At 68.9% G+C, this 15814-nt stretch carries 15 protein-coding genes; 9 read left to right on the top strand and 6 right to left on the bottom strand.

The window, feature by feature from the left end; genetic code table 11:
• A complete protein-coding gene (locus H289_RS0127230; RefSeq protein WP_020104025.1) occupies nt 1–1089 on the top strand; it encodes a DNA polymerase IV in 1089 nt (362 codons plus the stop codon).
• Entirely contained in the window at nt 1083–2243 is a 1161-nt protein-coding gene (locus H289_RS0127235) for an AAA family ATPase (RefSeq protein WP_020104026.1), read from the top strand. Before H289_RS0127230 ends, H289_RS0127235 begins: the two co-directional genes overlap by 7 nt.
• 16 nt (nt 2244–2259) lie before the next feature.
• On the opposite strand, the gene H289_RS0127240 is transcribed toward H289_RS0127235, so the two are convergent.
• Together H289_RS0127240 and H289_RS0127245 are read right to left on the bottom strand one after the other, a co-directional pair.
• On the bottom strand, nt 2260–3117 hold the full coding sequence (locus H289_RS0127240) for an SDR family oxidoreductase (RefSeq protein WP_020104027.1): 858 nt from the start codon (nt 3115–3117) through the stop codon (nt 2260–2262).
• A 9-nt stretch (nt 3118–3126) separates the two neighbouring features.
• Complete coding sequence (locus tag H289_RS0127245; RefSeq protein ID WP_020104028.1) at nt 3127–3759, bottom strand: TetR/AcrR family transcriptional regulator; 633 nt, start codon at nt 3757–3759, stop codon at nt 3127–3129.
• A 127-nt stretch (nt 3760–3886) separates the two neighbouring features.
• On the opposite strand from H289_RS0127245, the gene H289_RS0127250 reads away from it, so the two are divergent.
• Entirely contained in the window at nt 3887–5368 is a 1482-nt protein-coding gene (locus H289_RS0127250) for a cytochrome P450 (protein WP_020104029.1), read from the top strand.
• A 24-nt stretch (nt 5369–5392) separates the two neighbouring features.
• Here H289_RS0127250 and H289_RS0127255 read toward each other — a convergent pair whose 3' ends face one another.
• The 3 genes from H289_RS0127255 to H289_RS0127265 all read right to left on the bottom strand — a co-directional run bounded on the left by H289_RS0127255 (nt 5393) and on the right by H289_RS0127265 (nt 7825).
• Complete coding sequence (locus tag H289_RS0127255) at nt 5393–5875, bottom strand: 2-isopropylmalate synthase (RefSeq protein WP_020104030.1); 483 nt, start codon at nt 5873–5875, stop codon at nt 5393–5395.
• Between the two features lie 154 nt (nt 5876–6029).
• Complete coding sequence (locus H289_RS0127260) at nt 6030–6821, bottom strand: Fic family protein (protein ID WP_020104031.1); 792 nt, start codon at nt 6819–6821, stop codon at nt 6030–6032.
• Nucleotides 6821–7825, bottom strand: coding sequence for a putative nucleotidyltransferase substrate binding domain-containing protein (locus tag H289_RS0127265; RefSeq protein ID WP_020104032.1), 1005 nt, complete (start codon nt 7823–7825; stop codon nt 6821–6823). The genes H289_RS0127260 and H289_RS0127265 overlap by 1 nt, the downstream gene beginning before the upstream one ends.
• A gap of 106 nt (nt 7826–7931) precedes the next feature.
• On the opposite strand from H289_RS0127265, the gene H289_RS0127270 reads away from it, so the two are divergent.
• Nucleotides 7932–8681, top strand: coding sequence for a sulfite exporter TauE/SafE family protein (locus H289_RS0127270; RefSeq protein WP_020104033.1), 750 nt, complete (start codon nt 7932–7934; stop codon nt 8679–8681).
• On the opposite strand, the gene H289_RS0127275 is transcribed toward H289_RS0127270, so the two are convergent.
• On the bottom strand, nt 8672–9724 hold the full coding sequence (locus H289_RS0127275) for a phosphotransferase family protein (protein WP_155944279.1): 1053 nt from the start codon (nt 9722–9724) through the stop codon (nt 8672–8674). The two genes, H289_RS0127270 and H289_RS0127275, sit on opposite strands and share 10 nt — an antisense overlap.
• A 101-nt stretch (nt 9725–9825) precedes the next feature.
• Here H289_RS0127275 and H289_RS0127280 point away from each other — a divergent pair, with 101 nt between their 5' ends.
• Genes H289_RS0127280 through H289_RS32665 form a run of 5 tightly spaced genes read left to right on the top strand, consistent with a single transcriptional unit; the run spans nt 9826 to nt 15814 of the window.
• The gene (locus tag H289_RS0127280; RefSeq protein WP_020104035.1) at nt 9826–11358 is read left to right on the top strand and encodes a molybdopterin-dependent oxidoreductase; all 1533 of its coding nucleotides are present in this window, start codon (nt 9826–9828) and stop codon (nt 11356–11358) included.
• 55 nt (nt 11359–11413) lie between these two features.
• The gene (locus H289_RS0127285) at nt 11414–11776 is read left to right on the top strand and encodes a GatB/YqeY domain-containing protein (RefSeq protein WP_020104036.1); all 363 of its coding nucleotides are present in this window, start codon (nt 11414–11416) and stop codon (nt 11774–11776) included.
• Between the two features lie 35 nt (nt 11777–11811).
• Nucleotides 11812–13338: an ATP-dependent DNA ligase gene (locus tag H289_RS0127290; RefSeq protein WP_020104037.1), complete on the top strand. Its 1527-nt coding sequence runs from the start codon at nt 11812–11814 to the stop codon at nt 13336–13338.
• 44 nt (nt 13339–13382) lie between these two features.
• On the top strand, nt 13383–15677 hold the full coding sequence (locus H289_RS0127295; RefSeq protein ID WP_020104038.1) for a carbon starvation CstA family protein: 2295 nt from the start codon (nt 13383–13385) through the stop codon (nt 15675–15677).
• Complete coding sequence (locus tag H289_RS32665; protein WP_020104039.1) at nt 15677–15814, top strand: YbdD/YjiX family protein; 138 nt, start codon at nt 15677–15679, stop codon at nt 15812–15814. Before H289_RS0127295 ends, H289_RS32665 begins: the two co-directional genes overlap by 1 nt.

Genomic DNA, 15814 nt, shown 5'->3' on the forward strand with positions numbered 1-15814 from the left:
ATGACGTGGGTACTGCACGTCGACCTCGATCAGTTCCTCGCTTCTGTCGAACTGCGCCGCCACCCGGAGCTGGTCGGGCAGCCCGTCATCGTCGGCGGCAGCGGCGACCCCACCGAACCGCGCAAGGTGGTCACCTGCGCTTCCTATGAGGCAAGGGAATTCGGCGTCCATGCCGGGATGCCGCTGCGCAGCGCCGCCCGCAAATGCCCCGACGCCGTCTTCCTGCCCTCCGACGCGCCCGCTTACGACGAGGCCTCCGAACAGGTCATGTGCCTGCTGCGCGACCTCGGACATCCGGTCGAGGTGTGGGGCTGGGACGAGGCGTACGTCGGTGCGGCCGTGGCTGATCCGGTCGCGCTTGCCGAGAAGATTCGCGCCGTGATCGCCGCCGAGACCGGCCTGTCGTGCAGCGTCGGCATCAGTGACAACAAGCAGCGCGCCAAGGTCGCCACCGGATTCGGCAAGCCGGCCGGGGTTTTCGCGCTCACGGCCGAGAACTGGATGACGGTCATGGGCGACCGGCCCGTCGACGCACTCTGGGGAGTGGGCCCCAAGACCGCGAAAAAGCTTGCCGAGCTGGACATCACCACCGTCGCGGAGCTGGCCCGCACCGACGCCGAGTTGCTCACGTCGACCTTCGGGCCGACAACCGGATTGTGGATTCTGTTGCTCGCCAAGGGCGGCGGCGACAGCAACGTGACGGCCGAACCCTGGGTCCCGCGCTCGCGCAGCCACGTGGTGACGTTCCCGGCGGACCTCACCGACGTCGCCGAGATGGACGCCGCGGTCCGTGATCTGGCCCGGCAGACCCTGGACGAGATCGTCGAGCAGGGCCGCATCGTCACCCGGGTCGCCGTGACCCTGCGCACCAAGACGTTCTTCACCCGCACCAAGATTCGCAAGCTACCGGTGGCCGGTACCGATCTGGAGACCATCACCCGGACCGCGATCGACCTGCTGCACGACTTCGAACTGGACCGACCGGTGCGACTGCTCGGGGTACGGCTGGAACTGGAGATGCCACAACTGAAGCCCGTTGATTCGGCTCCGCCACAGAAGCCCGTTGATTCGGCTCCGCCGAAGTGTTGACCACCATCGCCATCCGGGGCTACCGGTCGCTGCGCGAGATTGTCCTGCCGCTGTCGGAGCTGACCGTGGTGACCGGAGCCAACGGCACCGGCAAGTCCTCGGTGTACCGGGCGCTGGGCCTGCTGGCCGACTGCGGACGCGGCGAGGTCATCGGCTCCCTGGCCCGCGAGGGCGGGTTGCAGTCGGTGCTGTGGGCCGGCCCGGAGAACACCAGTGGCGCGCGGCGGACCGGCACCACAGAGGGCACCAGCCGGACCCGGCCCGTGTCGCTCGAACTCGGCTTCGCGGCAACCGATTTCGGCTATTTCATCGACCTCGGGCTGCCACAGGACCCGGGCCACAACTCGATGTTCGGCCAGGATCCCGAGATCAAGCGCGAGACGGTGTTCGCCGGGCGCTCTCCCCGGCCCAGCAGCGCCCTGGTCCGCCGGACTCGCACGTACGCCGAGGTGGCCTCCGACTCGGGCCGCGGCTTCGACGAACTGACCCGCGCGTTGCCCAGCTACCGCAGCGTCCTGGCCGAATACGCGAATCCCGAGGCACTGCCCGAGCTCGCCGCGGTGCGGGATCGGTTGCGCGACTGGCGCTTCTACGACGGCTTCCGCGTCGACCGGGATGCACCGGCTCGCCGCCGCCAGGTGGGCACCCGGACGCCGGTGCTCAGCAACGACGGCAACGACCTGGCCGCGGCCGTGCAGACCATCCTCGAAGCCGGGTTCGACGACCTGCCGCGGGCGGTCGGCGACGCGTTCGACGGCGCCGAGATATCGGTGAGCTCCGACGGCGGATTGTTCGAACTGCAGCTGCACCAACGCGGCATGCTCCGTCCGCTGCGGTCAGCCGAATTGTCCGACGGCACACTGCGGTTCCTGCTCTGGGGCGCCGCCCTGCTGTCGCCGCAGCCGCCTGCGCTCATGGTGCTCAACGAGCCGGAGACGTCCCTGCACCCCGACCTGGTGGGTCCATTGGCGGACATGATCGCCGCTGCCGCACGCAAGACGCAGGTCATCGTCGTCACCCACTCGGCACGGCTGCGCGAGCGGCTGGCCGCGTGCGACGCGAGCGAGGTCGAGCTGGTCAAGCAGTGGGGCGAAACCCAGATCGACGGCCAGACGATGCTCACCGCGCCGCCGTGGGACTGGGGAAAGCGCTGAAGCCCAGGGGTTGGGTTCAGCGCCTCTTCGGCCGCAAGGCGCGCGTGAACAACACGTTCACCTGACGCATCGACACGCTGTAGGGCCACCAGGCCAGCCGCTTGAACAGATACAGCGCCCGGATGTCGGGCGACGTGTAGATCATGAACCGGTTCTTGGCGACCCCGGACAGCAGCTTGTCGGCGGCCTGCTCGGGCGAGACTGCGTGCCCGGCGAACCTGGCCACCCAGCGCTGCACCTGCGGATCGTCGCGGTCCACACCCGCAATCTGAACCGTCTGCACCAGAGGCGTTTTCACCGCGCCGGGCACCACGACCGACACCCCGATACGGTGGCGTGCCAGGTCGAAGCGCAGCACCTCGCTGACCCCGCGCAGGCCGTACTTGCTGGCGCTGTAGGCGGCGTGCCACGGCAGCGCGACGATGCCCGCGGCCGACGAGACATTGGCCAGCCGACCGCCGCGGCCGGCCGCCACCATGGGCGGCACCATGGTTTCGATGACGTGGATGGGCCCCATGAGGTTGACGTCGACCATCGAGCGCCAGTGCTGGTGGGTCAGGGTGCTGACGGTGCCCCAGGCCGAGATCCCGGCGATGTTGAGCACCACATCCATGGGCTCGTGCCGGCTGTGGATGTCCGCGGCGAACGCCGCGACGGCGTCATAGTCGGAGATGTCCAGCGCGCGGTGTTCGGCCACCTCCCCGCCGAGCGCCCGGGCGTCGGCGACGGTCTGTTCCAGCCCGGTGGCGTCACGATCGGTCAGATAGAGGGCCGCGCCCTGCTGAGCCAGTTTGAGTGCGGTCGCCCGGCCGATGCCACTGGCCGCCCCCGTCACGAAACACCGCTTGCCTGCGTAGCCGCTCCACCCCGTCATGGCCCGACCCTACACAGGCAGGTCGCCGCCACCCCATAACGCGCTGAGCCACAGTCGTTCCACGATGTCGACGGCGCGCTGCGGGTCTCCGCCCCGTCCGATGAATGCGCTGTCGCGCGACAGCGTATAGGCCGTGGTCGACACCAGGGTGCGAACCAACGCCGGCAAGTCGTCGGAAATCGGGCGCCGACCGGCGTCCTGCTCGATGAGTCCGACGATCTTGTCGATGACGCCGTCCTCGAAGTCGGCCATCAGGTCGCGGATTTCGGCGTCGGTGTTCTGGGCTGCGGTGCACGCCGCCATGATCGGGTCGTTGATCGCGTAGACCGCCGCCGCGTTACCGACCATGCGCTTGGCGAAGGATGCCGGCGTCTCGTCCGGTTCGCGCGGCGCGAAGTTGTGGGTGAGCTCGTCGAGTTCCTCCATCGCCTCGGACACGATCCGGGCCAGCACCGAGTACTTGGAGTCGAAGTAGAAGTAAAAGCCTGACCGCGCCACGCCGGCGCGGGCACTGATGGTGCTGACCGACAGATCAGCGAACGGCCGCTCCTCCAGCAGTTCGCGAACCGCCTCGATGATCGCGTCGCGTTGCTTGTCGCCGCGACTACGGCCCTTGTCGGCCGTCTCGACTTCAGCACTCATGGCGCTCACGATGTCATCGCCGACACACCAATTCAAAACTTGACACGCGTCAAGTATGGCGGCCAAGATGACAACAGGTGGTGACTTTCACCACAAAAGAGCATCAAGAGCAGACAGGAATCCCTGGATGGCGACTATCAGCACCCCGAACTACCTCCTCGATCAGGCCATGCGGCGCCTCAAGCCGACACCCGTCACGGTGCCGGGCATGGGCATCATCGAGCAGCGGCTGCTGGCCACCGACTGGGAGCAGTTCAAGCTCGCCGAGCCGCCGACAGGCAGCGGCCTCAAACCGATCATGGGCGACTCCGGGCTGCCGGTCATCGGACACCTGATCGAGGTGTTCCGGGGCGGGCCCGACTACGTTCTGGACATCTACCGCAAGCACGGGCCGCTGTACTACGCGCAGACGCCGGCGCTGCCGGCCGTAATGGCGCTGGGACCCGATGCGACGCAGGCCGTGTTCTCCAACCGCAACAAGGACTTCTCGCAGCGTGCCTGGGATCCGGTGATCGGGCCGTTCTTCGAGGGCGGCCTCATGCTGCTCGATTTCGACGAGCACATGTTCCACCGCCGGATCATGCAGGAGGCGTTCACCCGCTCGCGGCTGACGGGCTATGTGTCCCACATCGATTCCGTGGCGACCAAGGTGCTGGCCAACGACTGGGTGGCGAACGATCCCCGATTCCTGTTCCATCCGGCGGTCAAGGAGCTGACGCTCGACATCGCGTCCGAGGTGTTCATGGGACACCCCGCGGGAACCGACCACAAGCTCGTCACCACCATCAATCAGGCCTTCACCACCACGACCCGGGCCGGCAACGCGATCATCCGTAAGCCGGTGCGCCCCTTCGCCTGGTGGCGCGGTGTCCAGGCCCGGAAGACGCTCGAGGACTACTTCTCCGGCTCCATCGCCGAGAAGCGCCGCTCCGAGGGCACCGACATGTTCAGCGTGCTCTGTCACGCGCAGGACGAAGACGGGCAGACCTTCACCGACGACCAGATCGTCGCGCACATGATCTTCCTGATGATGGCCGCGCACGACACCACGACGTCGACGCTGACGACCATGGCCTACCACCTGGCGGCCAACCCGCAGTGGCAGGACAGGCTGCGCGAGGAGTCCGAACGCATCGGTGACGCGCCGCTCGACATCGAGGCACTGGAGAAGCTGGAAACCTATGACCTGGTGATCAACGAGTCGCTGCGGTTGCAGACGCCGCTGGGCTTCAACTTCCGCCGCGCGGTCCGGGACACCGAGCTGTTGGGCTACTACATCCCGGCCGGGACCGACGTCGTCACGTGGCCCGGCATGAACCACCGCCTGTCCGAGCTGTGGACCGACCCCATGCGGTTCGACCCCGAACGGTTCGCCGAGCCGCGCAACGAGCACAAGGCGCATCGCTACGCGTTCGCCCCGTTCGGTGGTGGTGCGCACAAGTGCATCGGCATGGTCTTCGGGCAGCTGGAGATCAAGACCGTGATGCACCGGCTGCTGCGCCAGTACCGGTTGGAGCTGACCCACCCCGGCTACGAGCCGTGGTACGACTACGGCGGCATGGCCGTGCCGGTGGACGGCATGCCGATCGTGTTGCGTCCCATTCGCTGACCCGCGCCGAGACGGCCTTCCAGACTAGGCGTGCAGCCGGTTCGCGCACGCGATCATCGCCCGCAGCGCTGACTGGACCGGGTCGCGGGCCCAGCCCATGGCCCACTCCGCGCGCACGCCGTCGCTGCCGTGGATGAAGGTCGCGATGCCGCCGCCGACAGCGGGCAGTTGATGGAACTTGATCATCTCGACGGCCATGCCGCGCTCGTGCAGCATCGCGGTCAGGGCCGCGACGGGGCCGGTCGCGGCGGCCGTCGAGGTCGCGATGCGGTCGCCGACGGCGATGCTGGCGCGATAGCGGCGCGGGGCGGTGATGCCGCGGCGACGGTCGTCGTCGCCCGCCGTTCCCCAACTGCCCAGGCGGACCGGACCACCCTGGTGGCCGTAGTGGTCGACGAAGGTGTCGTGACACATGGTTTCGGCGTGTTCGCGCAGGTCACGGGGCAACGGACGGTCAAACAGATCCGCGAAACGCGACGTGGTGGAAATGGCGGTGGAGGTGAACATGCGTCGGTCTTTTCTGCTCGAAAGGAGTGACCGACAGGTAGTAGCGTCCGACCCACAGCGAGGGGTCGGTCAGGATCAGACCCCGCTGTGGGTACTGGCTACTACGAGCATGTGAAGCATGGTCGCCGAGGTTAGTCCGCAACCGCGCCTCGGGTCAAGACGATTTCACCGCCGGGTTGAGCAACCACAGGAACGGCCGGTGGCTGAGGCGCCCGTCGCGGTGCAGCGGCATGCTGTCCCGCGCCGCCGAATACCAGGCGGCACGGCTGACACCGGTGAAGTCCAGTTGCCGTCCGCACCGGCCGGCGAGCGCGTGCAGCAGCAGCATCCCGGTGCGTCCGTTGCCTTCCCGGAATGGGTGAATCTGGTTGTACCGGGCGTAGATCCGCGACAGTTCCCACGCCAGCCTCGGGTTGCCGAACTCGGCGCCGACGTCCGCCAATGCCGTTGCCGCGAGCTCGATTTCGGCCAATCCGGCGGCAATGTCGACCTGCCAGGTGAACGCCGAGTCACCGCGGCGGATGTCGACGGTGCGCAGCTCCCCCGCCCATGCGTATACGTCGCCGAACAGCTCCCGGTGCATGGCACGGACGTCGATCTCGGTCACCGCCGCGGATTGCCGGCAGTGCCACAGCACCATTCGGCCCGCCGTCACCTGAAATTCGACCGCCGCCAGGTCCGGCCCGTGTTGAATACCGAAGTTGTTGCGCAGCACCGATGTTCCGGGAATCAGATACGGCGCCCGGCGCTGGAAGAACCGGCGGCGCTTTTCGGGCGTCGGCGGATACTGCGCACTGCACCGTGCCAGGTAATCGTCGAATTCGACGGCACCGGACGCCAATGCACCCAGCTCGACGATATGGGCGGGCTGGGGCTCCCAGCCTTCGATGCGCTGGGCGGCCAGGGTCTGCTGCACCGCGTGCTGCGCCAACAAGGTCGTCGCCATCAGCGGAACGCCGACGTCGAGGCGAGGTAGGTCAGCTTGCGGCTGATGCCGGCCACCTCGCGGGCGACGCTGCGCAGCATGGCCCGCTCCTGTGGCGGCAGTTCCGACAGCACCACCTGATCGCCGCCGGCGCGAGACGTCCACCGGAATCGCACCAGGGCGGCGAAGCAGTCCCGCAGCGTCGAAACATCTTCAGCGTCAAGCACATTTGCCGCCCCCGCCGCGTCGATGCGGCTCGGCGTCGACAGCGCGGTGGAACCTGCCGACACGCCGGCCCACCGCGCGATCTTCACCAGCGGATCGATGGCCGCCAGCTTGAGGTCGACGGTGTCGGACTGATTGGCCAGCATGCGCAGCCGGGAGGGAAACGTCGCGCGGAACGTCGTGGCGTCCTGCAGCAGGTACTGGCGGGCCGGGTAGTTGCCGACAGCGGCGCGCACCACCTGTGCGCGGAGCAGATCCTCGGCCACCCCGTCGTCGGCCGGATGGACGCCGCGGGAATCGGCCAGCACGCCCGTCATCACCACGCCGCGGTCCGCGCGCGGGTCGGACGTCCAGTGCGCGATGCCGTCGGACCAGGCACCCGCCGTCCGGCAGAACCGCGGCCGGCTGGCCAGCACCCCGTTGGCGTCGGCGCGCACCCCGCACCGTTCCAGCACGGCGTGCACCTGCGCTGCCGCCGCCAGCGCTTCGTCGCGCACGGTGTCGTCCGCCAGCACGACGAGGGTCTCGACGTCCGAGCCTGCCACCGCCTCGCCCCGCGCGACGCTGCCGGAGACGAACCACGACCAGGACGGGCCGGGCGTCAGCCGGACGGCCGCATCGACGCCGGAGCGGAGCACCTGCGACCACGCGGCCGCGACTTCAGCGGCGGGCACGGAGGCGCGCGCCGCGGCCCGCACCGCCTGCAGGCCCTGCTCGATTCCCGACCGCAGCGCGTCCTCGCCACCCGCCGCGAGGATCGCGGCGCGGGCGGCGTCGACACCAAGATCAGCCGGGGACATGCAGATGTTTCTATCGGACGACAGTTACCGCCGCGTTTCGTGCACGCTATTCCGCGGTCAGCGCGGATTTTCGTGCACAAATCGCGAGGTTGTAGGGTTTGCCGCGATGAGCTGGCAGCACGCGTTACTTCTGCTCGTCGCCGGTATCGCAGGCGGTCTGACCGGGAGTATCGCCGGGCTGGCGTCCGTCGCGACGTACCCGGCCCTGCTGATGGCCGGGCTGCCGCCGGTGGCGGCGAACGTGACCAACACCGTCGCGTTGACCTTCAACACCATCGGATCGGTGTGGGGTTCACTGCCCGAACTCGAGGGCATGGGCCATTGGCTGCGCCGGGTCATGCCGATGGCCGTCCTCGGCGGCGCGGCCGGCGCGGCACTACTGCTGTCCCTTCCCGCCGAGGGTTTCGAGCAGGTGGTGCCGATCCTGCTGGCACTGTCGAGCCTCACCATCGCGATACCCCAGCGCCGCGGCGCGGACGACGAGCCCGGCCGCTGGCGTTCGGTGCTCATCTCCGTCGCGATCTTCGCAATCTGTTTGTACGGCGGATATTTCGGCGCCGCTGCGGGCGTGATGCTGCTGGCGCTGTTCCTGCACGGCGGCAGCGAATCGCTCGCGCATGCCAACGCCGCCAAGAACGTCGTCCTCGGGGCGGCCAATGGTGTTGCCGGCATTGGCTTCATCGCGCTGGCGCCGGTGCACTGGATTGCCGTGTGGCCGCTCGGCCTGGGTTGCCTGATCGGCGCCCGGCTCGGCCCGATCGTGGTCCGCCATGCTCCCGCGACCCCGCTGCGGCTGGCCATCGCGCTGGGCGGCCTGGCGCTGGCGGCCAAGCTGGGTTACGACGCCTACCGGTAGGCGAACGGGTTGTCTCCCTTGGCAACCCGGACACCCAGGTGTATCAGCTCGGTGGCCGAGGCATGCAGCTTCTCCCCCGCCTCACGGTCTGCCAGGCCCGCCAGGAACCGCGACCAAGTGCCCTCGATGACGATGCCCAGCTTGAAGCAGGCCATCGCGATGTACCAGTCCAGGTGCTCGGTGCGGCGGCCACCCGCGGCGAGGTAGGCGTCCAGCAGTTCGTCACGACCGGCCAGACCGCCGGCCTCTGCCAGCGCGGCGCCGACGACGATGGCGTTGGGCGCGGTCGGCCAACACACCAGCATCCAGCCCAGGTCCAGCAGCGGGTCGCCGACGGTGCACATCTCCCAGTCGACGAACGCCGCCAACTCCGGCCGGTCGTGGCGCAGCATGACGTTGTTGAGGTGACAGTCGCCGTGCATGATGCCGGGCTCGCCATCGGGTGGCCGGTTGTCGGTCAGCCAGGTCGCCAGCTGCTCGACCCCGTCGAGCGATTCGGGATCGTAGTGGTCATGCCGATAACTCTGCAGCAGCCCGACGAACTGCGGAACCTGTCGTGCCACAAACGATCCCGGCTTACGGATGGCCGCCAACGGGCTGCCCTCCCAGGCGACGTTGCCGAGCTGCGCCAGGCTTCCCGCGTACGACAGCCCGACGTCGTGCCGCAGACCGGAGTCGGCGGCATAGGCCGGCGAGAGTTCCTCGCCGGGGTTGAAGCCGTCGACCTCGGCCATCAGGTAGAAGACGACGCCGAGCACCGACGGGTCCTCACAGCCGGCGATGAAGGCGGGATGCGGCACCGCGGTCCCCGCCAGGGTCCGTAGTACGGCGATCTCGCGCTGCATCGTCTTGTCACTGGTCGGCCGCGGATGCCGGGGCGGGCGGCGCAACACCACCGGGCGGCCGTCGATGTGCAGTCGCACCACGATGTTCTGGGTGCCGCCGGTCAGCGGTTCGACGGCGGTGACGTGCTCACCCAACCCCTCGGCGCGAATCCAGTTCTGGACGATGTCTCGGTCACGGTCGGTCAGAGTCGGCTGCATGATGCAGTGATTCTGGCCCGGAATCAGCCGAACGGGCAGCCAATTCTTACGATCCGTTTTCATTTGGCGTCGGCACAGCGGGTGCGTCGTACTGTGAACGTGTGGCACTTCGACTAGATCCGCACCGATCGCTGGCCGGACTGGCGGCCGCCGCCGTTGCCCTCGGTGTGGCGGCGCTCCTGGCGATTCCGCTTGGGCCACATGCCGATTCCCGCACCGCTGTCGGGTCGGTGGTCATCGACCTGACCCCGGGACCGCTCAAAGAGTGGGCGATCCAGACCTTCGGCACCAACGACAAGCTGTTCCTGACCGTGGCCGTGCTCGTGGCCATCGCGGTGATCGCCATGGTGACAGCACAATTCGAGGACCGGAAGCTCGGCAGCATCGCCCTGGGACTGGCCGGGGTGCTGGGCGGCGCCGCGGTGCTGTCGCGCACCGGCGCCCGCCCGATCGACGTCGCGCCGTCGCTCGTCGGCGCGGCCGCGGGCATCGCGGTCCTGCGGCTGCTGGTCTCCGATCGCCTCGGTCCCGCGGCCCCGGAACCGGAGGCAGATACAGAGACCGATGCCGGCCGCCGCCGATCGCTGGCGGCGCTGGGCTTCCTGGCCGCCGGCACGCTGGCCGGGGTCATCGGGACCGTGCTGGGCCGCGCCGCGTCGTCGGTCGCAGGTGACCGCAGCGCCTACACCCCGCCGGCGCCCAAGATGCCGGGACCACCGATCCCCCCAGATGTGCAGCCGGCCGGGGTGGACCTGCCGCCGTTCATCACGCCGAACGCCGACTTCTACCGCATCGACACCGCACTGTCCGTCCCGCAGGTGCAGCGGCAGGACTGGCGGCTGCGGATCCACGGGATGGTCGATCGTGAGGTCACCTTTCGCTTCGACGAGCTGGCGCAGTTCGAGGCGATCGACAAGGTGGTCACGCTCACCTGTGTGTCAAACCCGGTGGGCGGCAACCTGATATCGAACGCCACCTGGACCGGCTACCGCGTGCGCGACCTGCTGGCCCGGGCCGGTGTTCACGCGGACGCCGACATGGTGCTGTCCAAGTCCATCGACGGGTTCACGGCGGGCACGCCCGTCGAGGCACTGACCGACAACCGCGACGCGCTGCTCGCCGTCGCCATGAATGGCGAACCGCTGCCGACCGAACACGGCTACCCGGCGCGGCTGGTGGTTCCCGGCCTGTACGGCTACGTCTCGGCGACGAAGTGGCTCGTCGACCTCGAACTCACCAGATTCGACCGGACCCAGGCTTATTGGACGAGGTTGGGCTGGTCCGCGCACGGGCCCATCAAGACCGAGTCACGCATCGACGTGCCGCGCGCCGGGTCCGCGGTGCCGATGGGTACCGCGACGTTCGGCGGCGTCGCGTGGGCGCAGAACCGCGGGGTGCGTGCCGTGGAGGTCCGCATCGACGACGGCCCGTGGCGACCGGCGACGCTGGGCGCCGCGTACTCGAACGACACCTGGCGGCTGTGGAGTTACACCTGGCAGGCGGACCAGCCCGGGCGCCACACCATCACCGTGCGCGCCACCGACAACACCGGCGCGGTCCAGACCTCCGAGGTCGCCGGCGCCGTCCCCGACGGCGCGACGGGCTGGCACTCGGTGCCCTTCACCGTCGCGTGACCGGAGCCCGAAATATTCACTTGGCGAGCCGGATTCGCGTCACTACGGTGACCGGATGACCGAACCCGCCCAGCAGTGGCGCACCGGCCTCCGGGCCCGACTCATCGCGGCGCGCAAGGCGAAGGACAACGTGGCGACTGCGGCGCTCCGCAGCGCGCTCAGTGCCATCGACAACGCCGAGACGCCGGACGTGCCCCTGCCTCGCGCCGGCGCCATCGCCGACAGCGCCCACGGCCTCGGCGCCGCCGAGGTCGCCCGCCGGCACCTCACCGAGGACCAGATCCGGGAGCTGATCGAAACCGAGGCCGACGAACGCCGAGCCGCGGCCGGACAACTGCGGTCGGTCGGGCACGACGACCGCGCCGCGCAGGTCGAGGCGGAGGCCGACGTACTGCGTGAGCTCCTCCGCACCGACTGAACAACATTGTCGGTGCCCCGTGCCAAGCTGGGGTCGTGCTCCTCTCCGACGTCGCGACGGCCTCGGCCGAAGTCGGTGCGGTGTCGGCCCGGTCCGCGAAGATCAGCCGCATCGCGGCCCTCCTCGGCAGCGCGGCCGACGATCCGGCGACCGTCGCGATCGTCGTCGACTGGCTGTCGGGCGAGCTGCCGCAGCGCCAGATCGGGGTCGGCTGGGCGGCGCTGCGCTCGCTGCCGCCGCCGGCCGACGGCGACTCGACGCTGACCGTCACCGAGGTCGACGCCGCGCTGTCTGCCATCAAGGCGGTGGCCGGCCCGGGTTCGGCCGCCGCGCGTACCACGCTGCTGCACTCACTGTTCGGCGCGGCCACCGCGGTCGAGCAGACGTTCCTGCGTGGGCTGCTCAGCGGCGGGCTGCGGCAGGGCGCGTTGGCCGGGGTGATGGCCGACGCGGTGGCGAAGGCCACGGGCATCCCCGCCGCCGAGGTGCGCCGTGCCGCGATGCTCAGCGGCAACCTGGCCACCGTGGCGGCGGTGGCGATGTCCGACGGCGCCGACGGCCTGCAGCGTTTCACCCTCACCGTGGGCCGGCCAGTGAGCCCGATGCTGGCGCAGACGGCGACCGATGTCGGCGACGCCCTCGAAAAGCTCGGTGGCGCGGCGATATTCGAGACGAAACTCGACGGCGTTCGGCTGCAGATTCATCGGTCCGGCACCGAGGTGTCGGTCTACACCCGCAGCCTCGACGACATCACGGCCCGGGTGCCCGACGTGGTGCGCGCGGTGCTGGAACTACCGGTGACGGACCTGATCGCGGATGCCGAGGCCCTGGCCATGCGGCCCGACGGGCGCCCGCACCGGTTCCAGGTGACGTCCTCCCGGATCGGCAAACGCTCTGACGATGGGGCGCAACCACTTTCGGTGTACTTCTTCGACATCCTGCACCGCGACGGCACCGACCTGCTGGACCAGCCGGCCGAGCACCGCCGCCAAGCGCTCGACGAGGTCGTCCCCGAGCCGCTCCGGGTGCGGCGCTGTGTCACCGCCGATTCGGTTGTCGCGCAGCAGTTCCTCGACGACACCCTGGCCGCCGGCCACGAAGGCGTGATGGCCAAGCACCCGGAGTCACCGTACGAGGCGGGCCGGCGCGGCGCCGGCTGGCTGAAGGTCAAGCCGGTGCACACACTGGATCTGGTGGTGCTCGCGGTCGAGTGGGGTTCGGGGCGGCGCACGGGCAAGTTGTCGAACATCCATCTGGGCGCGCGTGATCCGGCCACCGGCGGTTTCGTCATGCTGGGCAAGACCTTCAAGGGCATGACCGACGCGATGCTGGACTGGCAGACCGCGCGATTCACCGAACTGGCCGACGGCCCGATGGACGGTTACGTCGTGCGGCTGCGGCCGGAGCAGGTCGTCGAGATCGCGTTCGACGGCGTGCAGGGGTCCAGCCGCTACCCCGGAAAGATGGCGCTGCGGTTCGCGCGGGTGCTGCGCTACCGCGACGACAAGCGGCCCGACGAGGCCGACACCATAGACACCGTCCGGTCGCTGTACGAACGCTGAGGGTTACCCCACGATCCGGAGCCACCGATGACAGGATGTGGGGCATGTCACCAGCCACCGCACACCCCGACGAATCCGTCGGTGACATCACCTATGTGCGTACCGACCCGGACCTGCCACCGGTCGCGATCGTCGACCGCTCGCCCATCACCGCCCGGCATCGGGTGATCTTCGGCGTCATCGCGGTGCTCGCCGCGGTGGCGTGGGCCGTCATCGCCTTCGCGCGCGGCGAGACGGTCAACGCGGTGTGGTTCGTCATTGCCGCGATCTGCACTTACGTCATCGGCTACCGGTTCTACGCGCGGCTGATCGAGATGAAGATCGTCAAACCCCGCGACGATCACGCCACCCCGGCCGAGCTCCTCGAGAACGACACCGACTACATGCCGACCGACCGCCGGGTGCTGTTCGGTCACCATTTCGCGGCCATCGCCGGCGCGGGTCCACTGGTCGGCCCGGTGCTGGCCATGCAGATGGGCTACCTGCCGGGCACCATCTGGATCATCGTCGGCGCGGTCGTCGCGGGGTGTGTGCAGGACTACCTGGTGCTGGTCATCTCGACGCGGCGGCGCGGCCGGTCCCTGGGCCAGATGGCGCGTGACGAGCTCGGGCCCATCGGCGGCATCGCCGCGATCGTCGCGGTGCTGGTGATCATGGTGATCCTGCTGGCGGTGCTGGCGCTCGTCGTGGTCAACGCGCTCGCCGAAAGCCCGTGGGGCGTGTTCTCCATCGCGATGACGATTCCGATCGCGATCTTCATGGGGCTGTATCTGCGGTATCTGCGGCCGGGCCGGGTGTCCGAGGTGACGCTCATCGGCGTCGCGCTGCTGCTGCTCGCGGTGGTCTCGGGCGGCTGGGTCGCCGAAACATCCTGGGGTGCAGACTGGTTCACGCTGTCGAAGGTGACGTTGTCGTGGTGCATCATCGTCTACGGCCTGGCCGCGTCGGTGCTGCCGGTGTGGCTGCTGCTCGCGCCGCGCGACTACCTGTCGACGTTCATGAAGGTCGGCACCATCTCGCTGCTGGCCGTCGGCATCTTGATCGCCCACCCGGTCATGTCGGCCCCCGCGGTGTCGCAGTTCGCCACGCGGGCCGACGGTCCGGTGTTCGCCGGCGCGCTGTTCCCGTTCCTGTTCATCACCATCGCGTGTGGCGCGCTGTCGGGCTTCCATTCCCTGATCTCCTCGGGCACGACGCCGAAGCTGCTGGAGAAGGAAGGGCAGACGCGGCTCATCGGTTACGGCGGCATGCTGACCGAGTCGTTCGTGGCGATCATGGCGCTGATCACCGCGGCGATCCTCAACCAGCACCTGTACTTCGTGATCAACTCCCCCGGCGCGGCGACCGGGAACAGTGCGGCCACGGCCGCGACGTATGCGAACGGGCTGGGGCTGTCGGGAGCTCCGATCACCGCGCAGCAGATCACCGCCGCGGCAACCGATGTCGGTGAGCACTCGGTCGTCTCGCGTACCGGCGGCGCACCGACGCTGGCGCTGGGCATGTCCGAAGTGCTGCACCAGGTGTTCGGCGGGTCGAGCATGAAGGCCTTCTGGTACCACTTCGCGATCATGTTCGAGGCGCTGTTCATCCTCACCACCGTCGACGCGGGCACCCGCGTGGCGCGCTTCATGCTGTCCGATGCCCTGGGCAACCTCGGGGGGCCGCTGCGGAAGCTGCGTGACCCCAGCTGGCGTATCGGCGCGTGGACCTGCAGCCTGCTGGTCGTCGCGGGCTGGGGCAGCATCCTGCTGATGGGTGTCACCGACCCGCTCGGCGGCATCAACACACTGTTCCCGCTGTTCGGCATCGCCAACCAGCTGCTCGCGGCCATCGCGCTGACGGTCGTCACTGTCGTGGTGATCAAGAAGGGGCTGCTGAAGTGGGCCTGGATTCCTGGGCTGCCGCTGTTCTGGGACGCCCTGGTCACACTCACCGCATCGTGGCAGAAGATTTTCTCCCACGACCCCAAAATCGGCTACTGGCAACAGCATTCGCAGTACCTGGCGGCCAAGGCGGCGGGCAAGACGAGCTTCGGCTCGGCCAAGAACCCCGACCAGATCGACGCCGTCATCCGCAACACCTTCATCCAGGGCACGCTGTCCATCGTGTTCGCGCTGCTGGTGGTGGTCGTCGTGGTCGTCGGCATCGTCGTCGCCCTGCAAGCCATCCGCGGCGGCGGCCGGCCACTGACCGACGACGAGCCGGTGCCGTCACGGCGGTTCGCGCCGCGCGGCCTCTTCGCCACCGACGCCGAGAAGGAGGTGCAGAAGCAATGGGACGAGTACTGGTCGACGCACGCAGGATCACCGCAAAAGCCCGTTGGTACTGGTCATCATTGATGGGCGACAACCACTACGCGCGATACCTGGAGCACCACGGCCGCACGCATCCCGGCGAGCCGGTGCTGACCGAGCGCGAGTACTGGAAGGCGCGGCACCGCGCCGCGGACCGCAACCCGCAGGGCCGCTGCTGCTGA

The sequence above is a fragment of the Mycobacterium sp. 360MFTsu5.1 genome (assembly GCF_000383495.1).
Taxonomy (GTDB): Bacteria; Actinomycetota; Actinomycetes; order Mycobacteriales; family Mycobacteriaceae; genus Mycobacterium; species Mycobacterium mucogenicum_B.